Raw genomic sequence first — 17262 nt, forward strand, 5'->3', positions numbered from 1 at the left:
AACAGACCATTTTTGGCATGAACAAGGACCTGGCCAGGAAACTGATAGCGATAACCGCTAACTCGAAGAGGGATCAGAAGTCCTTTGTCCAGCAGGACTTCGTGAACGTACTATCCTTTAAGAGGGCCCTCCTTTCGCCGGATGATGTCAGGCGCTTCGTCTCAGAGTCTGTGAGGGAGGGCCTGCTTGTCGAGCGCGATGGGCGCCTCCTGCCCAACTTCAGCACCGGGGGCGTCATAGTGCCCCTGGACTTCAGCGTTAAGCCAGAGGAACTCTTTGCAACGAGCACCGACAGGCCACTGGTTGACCGCCTGCTTGACGAGGCCGTTGCCTCGGGAAAGTTCACAAAGAGGCAGGCCATAGAGAGGGCAAAGCAGGTTCAGGGCAACTTAAAATACGTGAGCTTCGAGATGGCCCTCATGGCAGCGCTCTCAGATGAGGGCATCGATGTCAGGCAGTACGCAAGGGAAGTCCTGGAATCCATGAGGAAGGGCTAGTCCTCGTCCTTCATCCTCTGCGCTATCCTTATGGCGTTGTCCACGTCTTCCATTTCCATTGCTATGTCGGACGCCACGTCGTATATGTAGGAGAGCCCCTTCCTCAACTCCCTCCTCTCCTTCTTGTTCTTTATCTTCCCCAGTACGTCATCGATCCTGTCTATTGCCTCCATGGCCATCTTCAGGGCCTCTTCCTCCTTTCCCTTCTTGCGCAGGACCTCTATCCTGCCCCTGTACGCCTCGAAGTAGTTCTCCCAGTCAGAGGTCTGCTCCGCTATCTGCATTACGCGTGAGTATATCCTGTCGGCCCCGTCAGGGTCGTTCCTGGCCTCCACCATGAAGTCGGCCATGGCGTTGAGGCTCATGCACAGCAGGAGCGGATCTTCCCTCCTGTCAGAGATCTCTATTGCCCTCCTGTAGTAAGATTCGCTCTCCTCCTTCCTGCCACCCTCGAAGCTAATGTAACCGATATTCAATAGATCCATCACAACCATTTCCTCGTCGCCCAGGCGCTCGTGTATGCTGAGCGCCTCTTTCGCAAATTTTAGGGAGTTCTCAGGGTTCCGCCTCTCCAGGGAGAGGTAGGCCTGGGAAAGCCTGTAGCATATGTCTGCTTTCATCTGTTCGTCAGAGTCCCCGACGATCTCGTACGCCTTTGTGTAGTCCCTCACTGCATCCATGTACTTTTCCTTCTGAAGGTTCAGATCCCCGCTGTTCAGCAGGGCTTCAAGCTCATTCTCCATCTGAGGCTCCCTGAAGCATCGTGAAACTTTATTTATTATTTCCTGAACCACCGCCCCTCATTTCCTGCAGTATCTCCCTTGCCCTGCTCACGCTTATCCTACCCTCTTCTACAAGCCTCTTTGCCACGGCATCCACTTCGGGTGGTGAGGCCCCGGCCGTGACCGCCACGTTCCTGGCGTGCAGGGACATGTGACCCCTCTGTATCCCCTCGTCTGCCAGTGCCCTCAGGGCTGCAAAGTTCTGTGCCAGGCCCACACTGGCCAGAATGCACGCCAGTTCCCTCGCATCCGAGGCGCCCAGGATCTTCCTCGCTATCCTGGCCTTTTCCACCGCTCCGGTGGTCCCACCGACCACACCGACGGCCAGTGGCACCTCTATGGAGCCTATCAGGTTCCCATTGCTGTCCACAGAATACCTCGTCAGCGACCTGTAGCCGCCTATGGCGGCGTAGGCGTGCGCGTTGGCCTCTGCGGCCCTCCAGTCGTTCAGCGTTGCAACCAGCACGGCGTCGATGCCGTTCATTATGCCCTTGTTGTGAGTGGCTGCCCTGAATATGTCCATCTGTGCGAACCTCCAGGCCTCCACAACGCCATTCACCACCTCCTCGCCACCTATAAGTTCCTTCCTGAACCTTGCCCAGGCGTACGCTGTCCTCAGCGGGGTGAGGTTGCTGAGTATCCTGAGGTTCACCCTCCCTCCAGTGACCTCCTCTATCAGTGGTGCCACCCTCTCACACATCGTGTTTATTACGTTCGCACCCATGGCGTCCATCACGTCAACTACCAGGTGGACGACAACCTGCCCTTCAAGCCCCGGGACTTCCCTGACCTGGAGATCCCTCGCCCCTGCCCCCCTGGATTTAAGGGTCTGGCTGGCCGTGTTGGCCAGTTCAAGGATCTCGGATTTCCTGGAGAGTATCTCCACCCTGGCCACGTTGGGATCGGGCACGCCGATCACCTGCACCTGCCCGTACATAAGGGGCTCCGTTGCATATGCCCTGAATCCACCTCCCTCCCTTGCGATCCTGGCGGCGTTGGAGCAGGCCGCAACCACCGATGGCTCCTCTATCGCCATCGGCACCAGGTAGTCCTTACCGTTGACCCTGAAGTTCGGGGCCACGGACAGTGGCATCTCCAACGTTGAGATCACGTTCTCGACCAGCTTGTCCGCCACATCGATCCCCATCGACCCGGTCATCTGGAGTGTGGCCACCTCCTGTTCAGTGAGGCCCACCAGTTCCGCCACCTTCCTGAGCCTCTCGACTGGAGTGAGCCTGAAGAAACCGCTTATCCTGGAATCTCTCACGGCCATGCCTGTACATCGGGATGTATTAGAAAAATGTGCACCGGCATTTGACATTATCATGACGCCCGGTGACACCCGATTCCCTGTGTGCAAACATTATCATTGAACCTGGACATTCCCCTCGGATGTTGAAGGGTAAGAGCGTTGTATCCATAGATGACGTTTCAACTGAGGACCTCGAGGAGATCTTCAGGAGAACGGACGAGATGCTGCCGTACGCGCTGGGCGAGAAGAGGAACAGGACCATGGAGGGCAAGATCATGGCCACACTGTTCTTCGAGCCCAGCACGAGGACCAGGATGTCGTTCGAGAGCGCCATGCACAGGCTCGGTGGCTCCGTGATCTCTATGGCTGAGCCCCAGTCCTCGTCCACATCGAAGGGCGAGACGCTGGCAGACACAGTGAGGATGGTCAACGCATACTCAGACATAGTGGTCATCAGGCACCCGCTGGAGGGTGCCGCCAGGCTCGCTTCCAAGTTCTCCACGAAGCCGGTCATAAACGCAGGGGACGGCTCTGGCCAGCACCCAACGCAGACCATTCTGGACCTCTACACAATAAGGAGGGAAAGGGGCAGGATAGACGGCAACAGGGTTGCACTGGTGGGCGATCTGAGGTACGGGAGGACGGTGCACTCACTCATACTTGCACTTGCAAGGTACGACGTGGAGATCTTCCTCGTCTCACCCCCGGTACTTGCACTGCCAGACCACATAATGTCCAGGGTACCGGCGGGCGTGAAGGTGGTGGACAACCTTGACGACATACTCCCTGACCTGGATGTGCTGTACGTCACAAGGATACAGAAGGAGAGGTTCAGCGACGAGAACGAGTACAGGAGCGTCATAGGGTCGTATTCAATAGATGAGGCATCTGTTTCAAAGATGAAGAAGGACGCCATAATAATGCACCCACTGCCGAGAGTGGACGAGATAAAGCCGGAGGTTGATTACACGAAGAACGCAAAGTATTTCGTGCAGGCATCTTATGGTGTGCCCGTGAGGATGGCACTCATATCCATGATACTGGAGTGATCGTGATGGAGGACAGGACGCTCAAGATATCCAAGATCAGGGAGGGGACCGTGCTGGACCATGTGCCCGCGGGAAAGGCACTCAAGGTCCTTTCCATATTAAAGATAGACGAGAACGCACCGTATTCGGTGAGCATAGGCATGAGGGTGCCTAGCAAGAAGCTGGGGCAGAAGGACGTCATAAAGATAGAGAACAGGTTCCTGGAGAAGCACGAGGTAGACAGGATTGCCCTCGTTGCGCCGGAGGCAACTATAAGCATAGTGAAGAACTACGAGATCACGGAGAAGTTCCAGGTCGACCTCCCAGAGAGGGTGGTGGGGATAGTCCAGTGCTCAAACAGGAGCTGCATATCTAACAAGAAGGAACCTGTTACCAGCGAGTTCATTGTGGTCAGCAAGAAGCCACTTGTCCTGAGGTGCGTGTACTGCGAGAGGAACATGGGCGAGAGGGAGGTCCACTCTACCCTCTGACCCTACCTGGTTGCCAGAACCATAATCTCGTACTTTGATATCTCAACGGCAGACGTTATCTTCATGGACAGGGTCTCCACCTCCCTGGCCATGAGTTCCAGGAGCCTCTCCTCGGCCTTCCTCCTCTCACTCAGTGCCCTAGGTAGGTGGCGTTCGTAAGTCCTGAGGAAGCGGCCAGAGCCCTCGAGAGTGCCTATGGCCCATTCTGCAGCTGCCCTCAGGTTGCGTGATTCCCTGGGGGGCTTGAGCGCCACGCAGAGGTGTGGGATCTTCCTGGCGCTCATCAGGTCGGAGAGCGTGACCATGCTCTTCCTCGCGAACTCGTCCGAAAGGTCGGCGAAGATGAGGAAGGAGAGTGACCTGCCCATCCTCTCCAGGTAGGGGACCATCCTCACCCTCTCCTCGGCCGCCTCTGAGGGCACTATGAGTACCTCAACGTCCACGGCGTTCTTCTGGCCAAGGACCTGCTCACCGAGCACTGAGAGGGAACCCTCGGACAGGACCTTCACCTCTGCCTGCGAGGCGCTGCTCACCTCAAGCACTCCCTCAGGATCCGGGGCCTCGTGCCTGTCCTCAAGCAGGGCGTAGTATGAAACACGCCTCATCTCTATGGGCACGATCCTCCTTATCACGTCGAGTGCGGTGCGGCCCACACCGACAACCACATTGTCCATGCGTTCCTCAAAGAAGCCCTTTATGTGGTCACGGAACAGCTTTTCCAGACTGCTTATATCCACAACTTCCATTTACAGACCTCACTCTCCCCTATTTATCTATCCCCCCATGCTCCAGCTCGGAATCGGTGTCCAGGTCCTTTCCCAGCTGGCCGAGGAGGCTCCTGTACTGCTCCTGCTTGTCCTGGATCATCCTCCTTACGAGCCCTGTCTTCAGGGATTCCTGGAGGACTGCTGTTATGAAGTCATCAACTGATGAGAACAGGCCCTCGGATACTAGCTTCTGTATTGCCCTCTGGAAGGCCCTGTCTATCTTCACGTTGATGCCGTTGTTCTGCGGCTCGATGATGCCTGCCCTGCTCCTTGCTATATAGTCCATGGTTGCATGCCTGATGAATTCAGATCTGTTGGAAAACCTTGGATTCCTCTCTATGAACTCGTCAATTTCTTCTATGTCCGCCTGGCTTATCCTGATTACGAGTTTCGTGTCCTTGCTCTCCAAGTCTCCAGACCTCAAACAAAAAACAGCATGGATGTATTTAAAGGTTTGTAGTGTTAGTACGCTCATGGCACATTGCGTATGACACCGGTACATACAACCTGCGTCAGTACATACGCTGCAAAACCTTTATTTTCCTGACTCGCCGGTATACACAGGCCTCACGGTTATGGACATGTACGTACAGCTTAATATCCGAGGTTATAAATTAAAGATTTTATTATTTAAAATGTGTCAAGGTTAATTAACAGGCTGGTGATTGCCCCCTATGGATATATTCAATTATGAAGAACTCCTGAACAGGAGCTCCTCCGTACTGGCAAAGGCAACCAGGAACCAGTCAAGGTTGCAGATCCCGGAGCCCGAGGTGTTCAGGGAGGGTAAGAGCACGATCATAAGGAACTTCATGGACATTGTTGATATAATCAACAGGGACCCTAAGGACGTTGCAAAGTTCCTGATGCACGAGTTCGGCATCGGTGCGAACATAGACGGGAAGAGGCTCATAATAGAGAGGAAGCTGACGCAGGAGCAGATATCGCAGAAGATACAGGAGTACCTAGAGACGTACGTGTTCTGTTATGAATGCAACGCCCCTGACACGGAGATCCAGAAGATAGGCAGGACAAGCGTGCTTGTCTGCAAGGCCTGTGGTGCCCAGCACCCCATTAGGGCTGTTAGGGAATCCAGGGCCAGCGAACAGGGGCTGGAGGAGGGCAAGCAGTACGTTGTGGAGGTCTCAACCGTCGGGCCTTCCGGAGAGGGTAGGGCCAACTACAGGGGTTACACCATACTCATACCGGGCGCGAAGAAGGGTGAGACGGTCAGGGTGCTGATAAAGAAGGTGAAGAACAACACGGCAGTGGCGGAGATAGTTGACAGGGAAAGCTCTTAGATGGACACGTCGGCAATTGTGGACACAAACGTGCTGATTTACGCAGCGCTCAGTGGCATTGACGTCCGGAGGGGTGTTTCGGAGCAGCTGGGTATCCACAGGGTCTTTGTGCCCCTCTGTGTCCTCCGTGAGCTGGAGGCCCTCAGGAAGAGTGTGAGGCACGCTTCCCTGGCACTGGAAATGGCCTCGAGGATGGACACCCTGGAATCTGAGGGTTCTGGGGATGACTGCATCGTATCCGTAGCATCAAGGACAGGGATGCCGGTCATCACTGATGACGCGGGACTGAGGGCGAGGCTGAGGACCATGGGCATAAGGACCATAAGCATGAGCAGGAACGGCGTGTTCAGGTATTCCAGGGGGAGAAGTCTGGATGGAGCAGAGGAGTTATCAGGCCCTCAAGGCCATAAAGAAAGAGGCAGGTAAGAGCAACTCAGTCTACATGACCACCGTACGCTTTGGCCAGGTCCTGGGGTTCAGCCAGCAGTCAGCGTCCAGGCTCCTTATCGAGCTGGAGGAAAAGGGATACATAAGGAGGAAGCTGGAGAACAGGAAGCAGGTCATAGAGATAACGGACAGCGGCCTGGAGGTGCTCTACGGCGAGCTGAACGAGCTGAGCAGGATCCTCTCACAGGACATGAGGGTGGTCATAGAGGGGGAGGTGAAGAGCGGCCTGGGAGAGGGTAGGTATTATGTGTCGAGGAAGGGCTACATAGTGCAGTTCCAGGAGAAACTGGGCTTCATACCTTACCTGGGCACACTCAACGTAAAGGTAGACCCCCTTTATGAGGGGAACCTGAGGAGGATGAGGAGCAGCGAGGGCATAAGGATTGAGGGTTTCAAGACCGAGGACCGGACGTTCGGCGCCGTGAAGGCATTCAGGGCAAGGATTGGGGGCGAAGACTGCGCAGTTATCCTGCCGGAGCGCTCGGTCTACACAGATACGATAGAGGTCATATCAAAAGAATACCTAAGGGGAAAACTCGGGCTCAAGGACGGTTCCAGGGTGAGGGTCACTGTGGACCTGTCCTAGAGGGAGACATCGATCCTTCCCTCCCTTATTTCTCTAACAACCCTCTCTTCTGCCTCGTCCACCTTCTCAGGCGTCAGGCCGCACTCCAGCACTTCCATGTAGAGTTCGTAGTCTTCCTCGTCACCGCCTGGCTCTCCACCTATGACCCTGATGAAGCCGCATGTCCTTCCGCCATCGAAGTTGAACCTGTACCTGGTGTGAAGGGTTACGTTGAAGCCCTCTACCCTCCGGTACCTGTTGAGGAGGTCCATTCACACCACCCCCCATATGCCAGTGGACCACCTTTCGTAGAGGTCCGGAATGCACAGGTCAACCGCCACCCTGCCCATGTCTGAGATGCGGACCCTGGTGCCCCCCGTCACTCCTATCCTGGTCTTCTGTACTCCTGGCAGTGCCGACCTAAACTCCTCTTCCCTCGACCTGTCCACCTCCACTATGAACCTGTTCCCGCCTTCGGAGAAGAGCTTGCACACTGTCCTGCCTCCAGAGATCGGGGTAAGGTCGCAGTCCACGCCTATCCCGTTACCGAACGACATCTCGCACAGTGCTGAGAATATGCCACCTGTGGAGACGTCATGGCAGGCCCTTATCACTGCAGGGTCCAGGGATCGCATGCCTTCGGATATCCTCTCCAGCTCATCCAGGTCCAGTTCTGGGCAGCCACCAGGGCCCTGGCCAGTGAACCTCAGGAACTCACTTCCGCCCAGGTCGTCCGACTGCTCCCCTATGAGATAGACTGGGTTCCCACCCTCCTTAAACTCAGGTGTCCACGCCTTCCTGACATCCCCTATTATCCCGACCATCATTATGGTTGGCGTCGGTATTATGCCCTCATGGCCTGAGCCGTTGTACAGGCTCACGTTACCTGATACAACTGGCAGCCCTGTGCGCCTGCAGAAGTCTCCGATGGCCCTCACGCTCTCTACGAACTGGCCCATGATTGCAGGGTCTTCCGGGTCACCGAAGTTCAGGGAATCTACAAGGGAGTGTGGCCTGCCACCTGCTGCGAGTATGTTCCTGTAGGCCTCAGCCACTGTGTTGAGCGTTCCCATGTAGGGGTCTGCACTGACCATGAGGGGCCTTGAGCCGGATGTGAGCACGAGGCCCCTGTAAGAATTCTCCAGTGGCTTTATCACAGCTGCATCGGAGTGCGTCTCATGGTTTGGCTGGCCCGTAAGGGGCCTCACAACGGTGTTACCCTTCACCGTGTGGTCGTACTGCCTTATGACGTGCTCCCTGGAGCACAGGTTGGGCGAGCCGATGAAATCCAGGCAGAACGCATTCAGGTCCTTCGGCTCCGCTGCAAGCACTGTTGCCTTCTCCCTCTTCTCAGGGTTGAGGTAGTGCCTTGCGTACACCGGCCCGGACGTCAGGAAATTCAGGTCAAGGTCCAGGACTTTCCTTCCCCTGCTCCATATAACCAGGTTATGCCCCTCCTTGACCCTGCCTATGACCGAGAACTCTATGTCCCATGAACTGAATATCTCCGAGAGCTTCCCGAGGTTGCCCTCTTCCACGGCGAGGAGCATCCTCTCCTGGCTCTCGCTCACCCATATCTCCCAGGGCTCCATGCCGCTCTCCTTGAGCAGGACATTGTCAAGGTACACTTCCGCAGAGTAGCCGCCAGCGTGGCACATCTCCCCAACAGAGCTGGAGAGCCCGCCGCCGCCCAGGTCCTTCATGGCAGCCACTATGCCGGCCTCTACGGCCTCAAGGCAGGCGTGGATGAGCGGTTCCTTGATTATTGGATTGCCGAGCTGCACGGAGGTCCTGTTCTCCCTGTCCTGTTCGATCTTCCTGGACGCAAAGTTCACTCCGTGAATGCCGTCCCTCCCGGTCCTTCCGCCTGCCAGCACAAGGAGCAGGCCTGGCCTGTCAACCCTGCTCCTCACGAGGTTCTCCTTCCTCATAATGCCAACGCAGCCCGCATTCACAAGCGGGTTGGACGAGTATGAGGGATGGAAGTCAATGGAGCCCGCCACCGTGGGTATCCCGACTCTGTTGCCGTAGTCCCTTATGCCTGCTATTATGCCGGATATCAGGTACCTGTCGGGGAGCACTCCTTTCTCTGTTCCGGGCATGGGGAGGAAGAGCGAATCGAGGAGCGCCACCGGCTTGGCACCCATGCAGAGCACATCCCTGATTATCCCACCGACTCCGGTTGCGGCTCCACCGTAGGGCTCAACGGCACTGGGGTGGTTGTGGCTCTCCATTTTCAGGACGTAGGCGTGCTCCTCATCGAACTCAACAACTCCCGCATCGTCCTCCATGGCAAGGATCGTGTATGCCGATTTGAGGCCTGATAGGTACCTCTTAAGGTAGAACTTTGATGACTTGTAGCAACAGTGCTCGCTCCATGCCTGTGCCATGGCCTGGACCTCCACCATCGTGGGCTCCCTGCCCAGGTTCCTGAAATATGACTGGAGCATCTTCATCTCCGTGAGCGACAGGGACAGGCCAAGGTCTGAAGAGAGCCTGCCAAGTTCCTCGTCCGAGAGTCCAGTTATCCTGACCTCATCCCCATATGCTGTTTCCATGCGAACCCCCTGCCCCATCCATCCATGGGGCCATGAATCCAGGAGCCGGCAAACCCCTGCAACCGGAACCTGCAGTCTAAACTGTGCACCATGGCCTGTTGCACAAAGGCGGCAGGCATTGTTCGGGCAGGCAGCCAGACACCACGCACTGCTGCTTTGAGCCACGGCCCAGGGCACATGATGCACTCCTGCAAGGGTTGACCACAATCCCGATCTATGTTAAATCCTTTCCGTGGTGCCAGAGGCGTTCCTGCCGATCTCCATACCGAGCCGGATTCCATCCCCCCAACACGTTCCACAGCTATTGTGTGGGTTCAGCACTGCCGCTGCACCTCCGCACTCAGAGGGCGCCTCTCTCCTATGGGCATTCCACCCGCACGGTCATGGCCGGGGCCCGGAGGAACACCGGTGTGCCCTGGAGGGTACTGGCACCGCAGCGCATGTCTGCGGTGGAAACCCCGCCACAGTGGGGATATTCCACATCCATATTTCATGGCCTCACGTGGATATATTGCTGTGTGTACAGACACCGTATGTACATTATCCATCCACACCCGATCGCGTGAGGAAAATGTCCCCGGAACAGCCACGCAGAAGCAAGGGTGCACAGTGGCGGCCCAGGGCCATACATTCAGGTGGGGTGAAGGCCCATTTCCCGGTATCCAGGAGAACACATACATCGCGCTCTGTAATGGGTGGCCCATGCACAGGGTCACAGCCCTTTAGCTCACAGGGCAGAACATGTCCGGCTGTCCCCCGCAGGCAGGGCAACCCCCTCCCCAGAGGCGACAGCGCTGGCTTATCCAGCGGGAACAGAATGCCTCAACAGTTGCCTGTATGCAGTGGCCTGCATCCAACTGGCTGAGCAGTTCCCAGAGCTCAGGGATCGAGCTCCCTTATTTCGTACCTGTGGATGACAGGGTTGGTCAGGATCTTTCTCGCTATGTCCTCGACCTTCTTCCTGGCCTCCTCCTCACCCTCCTCGAACTCAAACTCGTACACCTTCCTGGTGGCCACAGAAGATACCCTGAATCCAAGGGTCCTTAGGTTCTTGGCTACCGTTATGGCCTCCGGGTCCTCAACCCCTTCCCTGAGGCTTATCTCCACACTGTACCTGCGCATTGGATGGCGATTGATTCACGATTATTAAAGGTCTCATGGGCCCTTGGGGACACCGGGATAATATTTATACAGAGGTTATCATTGGGCACATGCCGGACTTGGCCGGGGGGTTAGGCGTCCCCTGTTACCCGAAGTCTAGACGCGGGGGCGACAGCCCGGAGAGGGCACCCAGACTTCTGGCAGGCCCTGTGGAATCCATGAAGCTCTGTCCCTCTGGATCGGAGGTTCTGGCCTTCAGCCTCAAAGGAGGCTGGGGGCCAGATCTGCCAGGAAAACCCGCCAGGCCCGGAAGGGAGCAACGGTATCCTGGACTACCGATGCTGGAGGGGTGCGGGGTAGAGAGGAAGCAGGGGGCACCTACCAGGACATCTGGTCCGATCCGGGTGTGTCCGGCTCTTCACGCGGAAGATCCGGATGCACGAGTACAAGGTGATTCAGGACCCCGTGAACGGACCGGTCAGGTTCGACGGTCCCTTTCTTGAAATCATAGATACACCTGAGTTCCAGAGGCTCCGGTATATAAGGCAGCTCGGCCTGTGTTACCTGGTCTTCCCCGGTGCAAACCACACCAGGTTCGAGCACTCGGTAGGCACCTATTACCTTGCCAGGGCCTTTGCTGACCACTTTGCCCTTGAGAATAGGCTCGAGCTGGAAGCGGCAGCCCTCCTCCATGACATAGGCCACCCCCCGTTCAGCCACAGTGTGGAGCCGCTCTTCAGGGAGTGGACCGGCATGGACCATGAGGAGGCAGGCAGGAGGATAGTTCTCGGTGAGGAGCCGTTCGCCGACAGCCAGATCCCCGGCATCCTCGAGGCATATGGCATAGACAGGAGGGAGGTGGCAGCAATAATGTCTGCCGATCCGGGTGTTCCCTACTCCTCCCTCGTCAGCGGGCCTATAGATGTTGATGAGATGGACTACCTGAGGCGCGATTCACTGATGTGCGGCGTATCCACTGGCTCAGTGGACTACAGGAGGATAATGGAGGTGCTGGAGCCCGAGGACGGCAGGTTCGTGGTGGAGGAGAAGGGGCTACCCGCAATCGAATCTCTCCTGATAAACAGGATTCTCATGTACAGGTCTGTCTACTTCCACAAGACCTGCAGGATAGCTCAGGGGATGCTGAACAACGCCCTGCGCAGCTGCAGGGACAGGGTCGGTAACGTGTTCAGGCTCACGGATGCCGAAATTATGGAGTCCATACCTGAGGCCTGCTACAGGGAGATAACGGGCCGCAGGCTCTTTAAGGCAGTGGTGAGGATAAGGTACTCCGGCGAGGACCTCAGCAGGGTCAAGAGTGCCATTTCGTCCATGAGTGAGGGCGACTATGTCCTCGACATAATACCGCCACTGGAGTTCTCCGGCCCCTCAAGGGTGAAGAGCACGATAAACATAAGGATGGGTGGCGACGAGGTGCCCATAACGGAGGTTTCCCCCCTGGTCAGGTCCCTCATGAAGTCGCTGGAGGACAGGTACATCTTGGTGGCCACAAGGGACGGAATCAGCGTTCCTGGCCTATGAACTTCAGCATCCTGTATGCCCCCCTGGAGCCCTCGAACTCCTCCCTGTAGTACTTCGGCATGAACGATATGATTCGGTACCCCATGTTCTGGTAGAACCTGATGGCACCGCTGTTCTTTTCCCTCACCTCCAGTATCGATACTGTGAAGCCCTCCTGTGCCATCAGTTCCTCCACCGCGGAGAGGAGCTGCCTACCTATGCCCCTGCCCTGGGCCTCAGGAAGCACTGCAATGCTCTCCACGTCAAAGGAAACGGTGTCCAGGGGAATGGCGGTAATGTAGCCAAGGACACGGCCGTCCTCGTAGACCAGTGTCCTGGAACCCTCCTCGTTCAGCATGTGCCTCAGCATGCGCCTGCTGTAAGCTCCCACTGGAAAGGAAAGCCTCTCTATCTCCACTATTGCCTCGAAGTCGCTATCCCTGTAGGGCCTCACTGCCACGTATGTGTATTGAAGTGGATTATATATCGTGAACATTTACCAAAAAATGAGTATCTACCCACATATTTATAACCATCCCCGGCATCCATGCCTATGCTCACAGAGATAGCGGAGGAACTCAGGGCCGGGAGGCCAGTCCTCGTCTACGACTTCGACGGGAGGGAGAGAGAGACGGACATAGTGTTCGCCTCCCAGTTCATCACTCCTGAAAAGGTCAGGTTCATGAGGAAGTACGGGGGCGGCCTCATATGCACCACGGTGACCGAGGAGATGGCCTCCGCCATTGGTCTACCGTACCTGGAGGACGTCCTGAGGACCTCTTCCCTGGTGCCCGACATCCTGCTCGATGCATCCGATCTAAAATATGACAGGAACAGCTCCTTCTCACTCACGGTAAACCACAGGAACACGTTCACCGGAATACCGGACGTGGACAGGGCCCTGACCATATCGGAGTTCGCCAGGTTCCTCGGCGAGCTGGAGGAGTTCGGCGAGAGGGCAACAGTGGAGTTCGCCAGGCGCTTCAGGAGCCCGGGCCATGTGATACTCCTTATAGCACGGGAGGGCTATTTCGGTAGGAGGAGGGGGCACACCGAGCTGAGCACCTACCTCGTCGAGTCCGCCGGCCTGATCCCGTCTGCAACGATAGTGGAGATGCTGAGCGATACCGGGAGGTCGATGACCAAGGAGGAGGCCATGGCATTCGCATCGCAGAACTCGCTAAAATTTATAGAAGGGAAGGCGATAGTAGAGGAGTGGGCAGATGGTCAGGGTAATGGCCACGGGGGTCTTCGACATACTGCACCCAGGCCACCTTCACTTTCTGAGGGAGAGTAAGAAGCTCGGGGACGAACTGTACGTGGTGGTGGCAAGGGACAGCACGGCAAGGAAAAACGGCAAGAGGCTCGTGTTCAATGAGAGGATCAGGCTGGAGATAATTTCGGAGCTCAGGATGGTCGACGTGGCAATCCTTGGCCATGAGGGGGATATTTACAGGACCGTGGTCGAGGTGAGGCCAGACATCATAACGCTGGGCTACGACCAGAAGTTCAGCGAGGCAGAGATAGAGAGGAACTGCAGGGCTTTGGGTCTGAACACCAGGGTGGTGAGGATATCCAAGTACTCTAACCCGGACGTGGAGAGCTCCTCGGATGTGAGGAAGAGGATACTGCAGCTGGTCGGTGATGGCTCTTGATAAGGATAGGTGTGGCCGACACGACGTTTGCAAGGTACGACATGGGCAGGTCAGTGATAGACGAACTGCAGAAGACGGATACGGGCATAGTTGTGGAGAGATATACTGTGCCCGGCATCAAGGACCTGCCAGTGGCATGCCTGAAGCTGTTCAGGGAGAGGGGGTGTGACATTGTGGTGGCGTGTGGCATGCCTGGCCCCAAGCCCGTGGACAAGATATCCGCGCAGATCGCGTCCACAGGTCTCATGCAAGTCCAACTCATGACGGGCAAGCACATAATAGAGGTCTTCGTCCATGAGGACGAGGCACGGGACTCCAAGGAACTGGCATGGCTCTCCGACAGGAGGGCCAGGGAGCACGCCCTGAACGCGTACCACCTTGTCCGTGACCCGGCTTACCTGACGCGCTTCGCCGGGCAGGGCCTGAGGCAGGGCTTTGAGGACGTGGGCCCAGTTGAGGGGTCTGTGGGAGGATACAGACACTGAGGTGTTTGGAATGAACATAGCCATTGTGGTGTCAGAATACAACTACGACATAACCATGATGATGCTCGAGAGGGCGAAGGAGCACGCACAGTTCCTGGGCGCAAACGTGACGCACGTCGTTAAGGTGCCCGGGACATTCGAGATCCCGCTGGCTGTGCGGAGGCTCATCGAGAGGAAGGATGTGGACGGCATCGTCACGCTGGGTGCCGTGATCAAGGGCGAGACCAACCATGACGAGGTCATAATGCAGAACGCTGCCAGGAAGATTGAGGACCTCATGGTGGAGTTCGGTAAGCCAGTGGCCCTGGGCATAACTGGGCCGGGGGAGACAAGGCTCCAGGCCCAGGCCAGGATCGAGAAGGCACGTGACGCTGTGGAGAGCGTTGTGAAGATGGTCAAGAGGCTGTCTGAACTATGAAGGTTACCGAGAGGATCGAGGCCATAGACGGCACCATGGCAAGGTGCTACGTGTACCGCAACGGCAAGGACACGGTGCTCTTCGACGCCGGAACCCGTGGCTCCGGTAGGAGAGTGGTGGAGTACTTCCGGAGGCTGGGCCAGCAGCCCACGCACGTCTTGATAACTCACTACCACCCGGACCACATAGGCGGCCTCAGGGACATCGAGGAGGCCTTCAGCCCGGAGATATACTGCAGCCCCCTCGAGATCGCCGTGGTGGCCGGCAGGGAGAAGATGACGCCTTCCAGATCGATACTCTCCAGGCTCGTGGCCTCCCTCTCGTCCGTGAAGCCTGTCACTTCCGCCAAGGACTTCTCAAAGCTAGAGATTGAGGGCATAACGCTACTCGAGACCCCTGGCCACACGCCAGGGAGCACTTCGTTCATAGTTGAGGGCGAGAAGGCCATCGTCGTTGGCGATGCAGTGTACACAAGGAACGGGAGGCTCGAGGTTAACAGGACATTCACCCTGGACATGCAGAAGGCTGAGGAGTCCAGGAAGAAGATAATGCAGTACAAGGGCTACACCGTACTCCCGGGCCACGGGGAGACGGTCACACTCTGAGGCCTTCCCTCCCAATGTTCCTTATTTCACCGTATGTTGTGCTGATACGTGCGTAGGCGTTGTGGGGGTGTATGCTCTCATCGCTCTCCGAACTGACCTCAAGCGTGTAACTGTCAGGCATGTCCCTGAACCTCTCTGCCAGTGATGCCGCCACTTCCCTCACTATGTCCTCCACGAACATTGGCCTGCTGTGGGCCCTGTAAACGAACTTCCCCTCGTCCATCCTCTTCAGCACGGAAAGCAGGGCTCCACCAACAACCCCCTCCACGGTGTCTATGAGGTCGTCAGCCTCAACCTGGTGTTCCTCGGATACCTGCGTGATGACCCTGACCCTGTTCCTCTGGTTGTGCGTGACTGAAGGCATTTCCCTCAGTGCATCCGATAGCTCCGGCCTGGCGTCCAGTACCAGGGCCCTGGTGGTCTCCATGGCGCATGGGCACGCATTCATGGTCAGGACAGTAACACCGAGCCTTGAGAATTCACCATCACCCGATAGCCTTGTCTCCCCCAGGAGCTCGTACTTCACGTAAGATCCGGCGCCACGGTCACGTTCCCTGAAGTAGTTCGATGCAACCGTCACATCTATGCCTGTGGCGTATGGCATCCTCTCCATGATCTCCATGCACACCCTCCCCGAGAGGGACTCAAGGCCACTGTGCTCCGAAGACACCACTGCACCTATGGCCTCGAGCAGCCTTGAAAGGTCTGCACCCCTCCTTTCCCCGGGTATGCCAACGAACGCGTCAAAGGAAACGAAGGCTGGTATCCTCTTCCCTCCCCTGACCAGGGTCACTGGTGCCTGAACTCCCCTGACTCCCACCTGCTGGATGGGGATCCTGAAGTGTGGGGTCTGCGACTGTACATCCGGTATCTGCATCTACTGCTGTCCACCCTTTCTAAGGTCTTCCATTCTCTGCTTGATCAGGCCTTCAAGTTCCTTGTACTTGTCCTCAAGGGCCTTCTGCTGTTTCTCAAGCGTCTTCAGCCTGATCTCCGTGAGTTCCTTCTGTTCAGTTAGCTCGTCCACAACGGTCTTCTTGTCCTGCACCTGGTACATCACGGTGCCGAGGTTCTTGTACACAGGAACACCCTCAGGCACCTTCTCGAGTTCCTTCAGCGTCTTCTCGATCTCCTTGACCCTCAGGTCAAGCTGGTACCTCTGGGTGGCTATCTGCTCTATCTGGGTCTCAAGCTGCTGCGCCTGCCTTATCTGGTTCTGTATATACGTGCTGAGATTCGGTTCCATCTCTTCTAAACCTCCTCATATACCCTCTTTACAGTGATAAGCAACCTTGTCAACATGCCCAAGGAAGCCCGGAGCGAACTCCTGTCTGGGCATCGAAGTGAAACGTAAATACTTTCCCCATCCCTCCGTAGCGATACCTTTGACCTGCCCACCTCGGTACCCATGTCCGGTAGCAGGATGGCATCTATGCCAGGCATCTCCTCCTCGCTTATCCTGAGTTCCACCTCGTACACGCATTAATATGTGCACGTTGTAAATGTCCTTTTGGATCGCCAGGCGGAGAACTCGCCTCCCAGTCTTGCTGAAATCCCCATTTCACTGCGGGAAATACGCGCCGGAGGACGAAAAGTTAAAGTCACGACTTAAACTTACAGTCACGGGCCCGTGGCCTAGTTTGGATAAGGCACCGTCCTTCTAAGTCGGTGACCGTGGGTTCAAATCCCACCGGGCCCGTCTTCTGCGGCTCCCAGGCACTGAATGCTGCCCGTCCATCCAGTGGGCCTTGGGAAAAGGGGCCTGTGGATCCGTCTCCTGGGATATCGG

At 56.6% G+C, this 17262-nt stretch carries 23 protein-coding genes, 1 tRNA gene and 1 other RNA gene; 14 read left to right on the forward strand and 11 right to left on the reverse strand.

Going from position 1 to position 17262, the window contains the following annotated elements; translation table 11 throughout:
• Positions 1 to 17 precede the first annotated feature (17 nt).
• A complete protein-coding gene (locus IEW66_RS05200; protein ID WP_188680880.1) occupies positions 18 to 497 on the forward strand; it encodes a DUF2240 family protein in 480 nt (159 codons plus the stop codon).
• On the opposite strand, the gene IEW66_RS05205 is transcribed toward IEW66_RS05200, so the two are convergent.
• Entirely contained in the window at positions 494 to 1240 is a 747-nt protein-coding gene (locus IEW66_RS05205) for a tetratricopeptide repeat protein (RefSeq protein WP_188680881.1), read from the reverse strand. The two genes, IEW66_RS05200 and IEW66_RS05205, sit on opposite strands and share 4 nt — an antisense overlap.
• A 28-nt stretch (positions 1241 to 1268) precedes the next feature.
• On the reverse strand, positions 1269 to 2552 hold the full coding sequence (locus IEW66_RS05210; protein WP_229657499.1) for a hydroxymethylglutaryl-CoA reductase, degradative: 1284 nt from the start codon (positions 2550 to 2552) through the stop codon (positions 1269 to 1271).
• A 119-nt stretch (positions 2553 to 2671) separates the two neighbouring features.
• On the opposite strand from IEW66_RS05210, the gene pyrB reads away from it, so the two are divergent.
• Together pyrB and pyrI are read left to right on the forward strand one after the other, a co-directional pair.
• A complete protein-coding gene (gene pyrB, locus IEW66_RS05215; RefSeq protein ID WP_188680882.1) occupies positions 2672 to 3580 on the forward strand; it encodes an aspartate carbamoyltransferase in 909 nt (302 codons plus the stop codon).
• 5 nt (positions 3581 to 3585) lie between these two features.
• Positions 3586 to 4050 (forward strand): aspartate carbamoyltransferase regulatory subunit, encoded by a 465-nt coding sequence (gene pyrI, locus IEW66_RS05220; protein WP_188680883.1) that lies wholly within the window; start codon positions 3586 to 3588, stop codon positions 4048 to 4050.
• A gap of 2 nt (positions 4051 to 4052) precedes the next feature.
• On the opposite strand, the gene IEW66_RS05225 is transcribed toward pyrI, so the two are convergent.
• Entirely contained in the window at positions 4053 to 4796 is a 744-nt protein-coding gene (locus IEW66_RS05225) for a hypothetical protein (RefSeq protein ID WP_188680884.1), read from the reverse strand.
• A gap of 19 nt (positions 4797 to 4815) precedes the next feature.
• Complete coding sequence (locus tag IEW66_RS05230) at positions 4816 to 5241, reverse strand: ribbon-helix-helix domain-containing protein (protein WP_188680885.1); 426 nt, start codon at positions 5239 to 5241, stop codon at positions 4816 to 4818.
• A 250-nt stretch (positions 5242 to 5491) separates the two neighbouring features.
• Between IEW66_RS05230 and IEW66_RS05235 the strand changes: the two genes are divergently transcribed.
• From IEW66_RS05235 to IEW66_RS05245, 3 genes are read left to right on the forward strand one after another with little or no spacing between them, the layout of a single operon-like run.
• Positions 5492 to 6118 carry a translation initiation factor IF-2 subunit beta gene (locus IEW66_RS05235; RefSeq protein WP_188680886.1) on the forward strand — a complete coding sequence of 209 codons (627 nt, stop codon included), beginning with the start codon at positions 5492 to 5494 and terminating at the stop codon, positions 6116 to 6118.
• The gene (locus IEW66_RS05240) at positions 6119 to 6544 is read left to right on the forward strand and encodes a type II toxin-antitoxin system VapC family toxin (protein ID WP_188680887.1); all 426 of its coding nucleotides are present in this window, start codon (positions 6119 to 6121) and stop codon (positions 6542 to 6544) included.
• Positions 6492 to 7151 carry a DUF120 domain-containing protein gene (locus IEW66_RS05245; protein WP_188680888.1) on the forward strand — a complete coding sequence of 220 codons (660 nt, stop codon included), beginning with the start codon at positions 6492 to 6494 and terminating at the stop codon, positions 7149 to 7151. Before IEW66_RS05240 ends, IEW66_RS05245 begins: the two co-directional genes overlap by 53 nt.
• Here IEW66_RS05245 and IEW66_RS05250 read toward each other — a convergent pair.
• The 3 genes from IEW66_RS05250 to purS all read right to left on the reverse strand — a co-directional run bounded on the left by IEW66_RS05250 (position 7148) and on the right by purS (position 10810).
• A complete protein-coding gene (locus IEW66_RS05250; protein WP_188680890.1) occupies positions 7148 to 7402 on the reverse strand; it encodes a hypothetical protein in 255 nt (84 codons plus the stop codon). The genes IEW66_RS05245 and IEW66_RS05250 overlap by 4 nt on opposite strands.
• Positions 7403 to 9688: a phosphoribosylformylglycinamidine synthase subunit PurL gene (gene purL, locus IEW66_RS05255; RefSeq protein WP_188680892.1), complete on the reverse strand. Its 2286-nt coding sequence runs from the start codon at positions 9686 to 9688 to the stop codon at positions 7403 to 7405.
• An 879-nt stretch (positions 9689 to 10567) separates the two neighbouring features.
• Complete coding sequence (gene purS, locus IEW66_RS05260; RefSeq protein ID WP_188680895.1) at positions 10568 to 10810, reverse strand: phosphoribosylformylglycinamidine synthase subunit PurS; 243 nt, start codon at positions 10808 to 10810, stop codon at positions 10568 to 10570.
• A gap of 90 nt (positions 10811 to 10900) precedes the next feature.
• On the opposite strand from purS, the gene ffs reads away from it, so the two are divergent.
• Positions 10901 to 11205, forward strand: an RNA gene (gene ffs, locus IEW66_RS05265) — signal recognition particle sRNA.
• Between the two features lie 19 nt (positions 11206 to 11224).
• Complete coding sequence (locus tag IEW66_RS05270; RefSeq protein WP_188680897.1) at positions 11225 to 12331, forward strand: HD domain-containing protein; 1107 nt, start codon at positions 11225 to 11227, stop codon at positions 12329 to 12331.
• On the opposite strand, the gene rimI is transcribed toward IEW66_RS05270, so the two are convergent.
• Positions 12312 to 12770 (reverse strand): ribosomal protein S18-alanine N-acetyltransferase, encoded by a 459-nt coding sequence (gene rimI / locus IEW66_RS05275; protein WP_188680899.1) that lies wholly within the window; start codon positions 12768 to 12770, stop codon positions 12312 to 12314. The two genes, IEW66_RS05270 and rimI, sit on opposite strands and share 20 nt — an antisense overlap.
• A gap of 93 nt (positions 12771 to 12863) precedes the next feature.
• On the opposite strand from rimI, the gene ribB reads away from it, so the two are divergent.
• The 5 genes from ribB to IEW66_RS05300 are packed head-to-tail and all read left to right on the forward strand — an operon-like array spanning position 12864 to position 15473.
• Positions 12864 to 13607 (forward strand): 3,4-dihydroxy-2-butanone-4-phosphate synthase, encoded by a 744-nt coding sequence (gene ribB, locus IEW66_RS05280; protein WP_188680901.1) that lies wholly within the window; start codon positions 12864 to 12866, stop codon positions 13605 to 13607.
• Positions 13534 to 13965, forward strand: a complete 432-nt coding sequence (locus IEW66_RS05285) for an adenylyltransferase/cytidyltransferase family protein (protein WP_188680903.1) — start codon at positions 13534 to 13536, stop codon at positions 13963 to 13965. The genes ribB and IEW66_RS05285 overlap by 74 nt, the downstream gene beginning before the upstream one ends.
• Positions 13962 to 14450 carry a riboflavin synthase gene (gene ribC, locus IEW66_RS05290; RefSeq protein ID WP_188680904.1) on the forward strand — a complete coding sequence of 163 codons (489 nt, stop codon included), beginning with the start codon at positions 13962 to 13964 and terminating at the stop codon, positions 14448 to 14450. Before IEW66_RS05285 ends, ribC begins: the two co-directional genes overlap by 4 nt.
• Before the next feature lie 10 nt (positions 14451 to 14460).
• Entirely contained in the window at positions 14461 to 14868 is a 408-nt protein-coding gene (gene ribH / locus IEW66_RS05295) for a 6,7-dimethyl-8-ribityllumazine synthase (RefSeq protein WP_075056944.1), read from the forward strand.
• Positions 14865 to 15473: an MBL fold metallo-hydrolase gene (locus tag IEW66_RS05300; protein ID WP_188680905.1), complete on the forward strand. Its 609-nt coding sequence runs from the start codon at positions 14865 to 14867 to the stop codon at positions 15471 to 15473. The genes ribH and IEW66_RS05300 overlap by 4 nt, the downstream gene beginning before the upstream one ends.
• On the opposite strand, the gene mptA is transcribed toward IEW66_RS05300, so the two are convergent.
• From mptA to IEW66_RS05315, 3 genes are read right to left on the reverse strand one after another with little or no spacing between them, the layout of a single operon-like run.
• On the reverse strand, positions 15463 to 16350 hold the full coding sequence (gene mptA, locus IEW66_RS05305; RefSeq protein WP_188680906.1) for a GTP cyclohydrolase MptA: 888 nt from the start codon (positions 16348 to 16350) through the stop codon (positions 15463 to 15465). The genes IEW66_RS05300 and mptA overlap by 11 nt on opposite strands.
• A complete protein-coding gene (locus IEW66_RS05310) occupies positions 16351 to 16719 on the reverse strand; it encodes a prefoldin subunit beta (RefSeq protein ID WP_075056903.1) in 369 nt (122 codons plus the stop codon). It lies immediately after the preceding gene.
• 5 nt (positions 16720 to 16724) lie between these two features.
• Positions 16725 to 16952, reverse strand: coding sequence for a CTAG/PCC1 family protein (locus IEW66_RS05315; RefSeq protein WP_188680907.1), 228 nt, complete (start codon positions 16950 to 16952; stop codon positions 16725 to 16727).
• 145 nt (positions 16953 to 17097) lie between these two features.
• On the opposite strand from IEW66_RS05315, the gene IEW66_RS05320 reads away from it, so the two are divergent.
• Positions 17098 to 17172, forward strand: a tRNA-Arg gene (locus IEW66_RS05320).
• Positions 17173 to 17262 lie beyond the last annotated feature (90 nt).

Source organism: Thermogymnomonas acidicola (assembly GCF_014646795.1).
Lineage (GTDB): Archaea > Thermoplasmatota > Thermoplasmata > Thermoplasmatales > Thermoplasmataceae > Thermogymnomonas > Thermogymnomonas acidicola.

Bases quoted from the DNA above. Each gene is read 5' to 3' on its own strand.
- IEW66_RS05200 (WP_188680880.1), top strand. From the start codon at position 18: ATGAACAAGGACCTGGCCAGGAAACTGATAGCGATAACCGCTAACTCG.
- IEW66_RS05205 (WP_188680881.1), bottom strand. From the start codon at position 1,240: ATGGAGAATGAGCTTGAAGCCCTGCTGAACAGCGGGGATCTGAACCTT.
- IEW66_RS05210 (WP_229657499.1), bottom strand. From the start codon at position 2,552: ATGGCCGTGAGAGATTCCAGGATAAGCGGTTTCTTCAGGCTCACTCCA.
- pyrB (WP_188680882.1), top strand. From the start codon at position 2,672: ATGTTGAAGGGTAAGAGCGTTGTATCCATAGATGACGTTTCAACTGAG.
- pyrI (WP_188680883.1), top strand. From the start codon at position 3,586: ATGGAGGACAGGACGCTCAAGATATCCAAGATCAGGGAGGGGACCGTG.
- IEW66_RS05225 (WP_188680884.1), bottom strand. From the start codon at position 4,796: ATGGAAGTTGTGGATATAAGCAGTCTGGAAAAGCTGTTCCGTGACCAC.
- IEW66_RS05235 (WP_188680886.1), top strand. From the start codon at position 5,492: ATGGATATATTCAATTATGAAGAACTCCTGAACAGGAGCTCCTCCGTA.
- IEW66_RS05240 (WP_188680887.1), top strand. From the start codon at position 6,119: ATGGACACGTCGGCAATTGTGGACACAAACGTGCTGATTTACGCAGCG.
- IEW66_RS05245 (WP_188680888.1), top strand. From the start codon at position 6,492: ATGGAGCAGAGGAGTTATCAGGCCCTCAAGGCCATAAAGAAAGAGGCA.
- IEW66_RS05250 (WP_188680890.1), bottom strand. From the start codon at position 7,402: ATGGACCTCCTCAACAGGTACCGGAGGGTAGAGGGCTTCAACGTAACC.
- purL (WP_188680892.1), bottom strand. From the start codon at position 9,688: ATGGAAACAGCATATGGGGATGAGGTCAGGATAACTGGACTCTCGGAC.
- purS (WP_188680895.1), bottom strand. From the start codon at position 10,810: ATGCGCAGGTACAGTGTGGAGATAAGCCTCAGGGAAGGGGTTGAGGAC.
- IEW66_RS05270 (WP_188680897.1), top strand. From the start codon at position 11,225: ATGCACGAGTACAAGGTGATTCAGGACCCCGTGAACGGACCGGTCAGG.
- ribB (WP_188680901.1), top strand. From the start codon at position 12,864: ATGCTCACAGAGATAGCGGAGGAACTCAGGGCCGGGAGGCCAGTCCTC.
- IEW66_RS05285 (WP_188680903.1), top strand. From the start codon at position 13,534: ATGGTCAGGGTAATGGCCACGGGGGTCTTCGACATACTGCACCCAGGC.
- ribH (WP_075056944.1), top strand. From the start codon at position 14,461: ATGAACATAGCCATTGTGGTGTCAGAATACAACTACGACATAACCATG.
- IEW66_RS05300 (WP_188680905.1), top strand. From the start codon at position 14,865: ATGAAGGTTACCGAGAGGATCGAGGCCATAGACGGCACCATGGCAAGG.
- mptA (WP_188680906.1), bottom strand. From the start codon at position 16,350: ATGCAGATACCGGATGTACAGTCGCAGACCCCACACTTCAGGATCCCC.
- IEW66_RS05310 (WP_075056903.1), bottom strand. From the start codon at position 16,719: ATGGAACCGAATCTCAGCACGTATATACAGAACCAGATAAGGCAGGCG.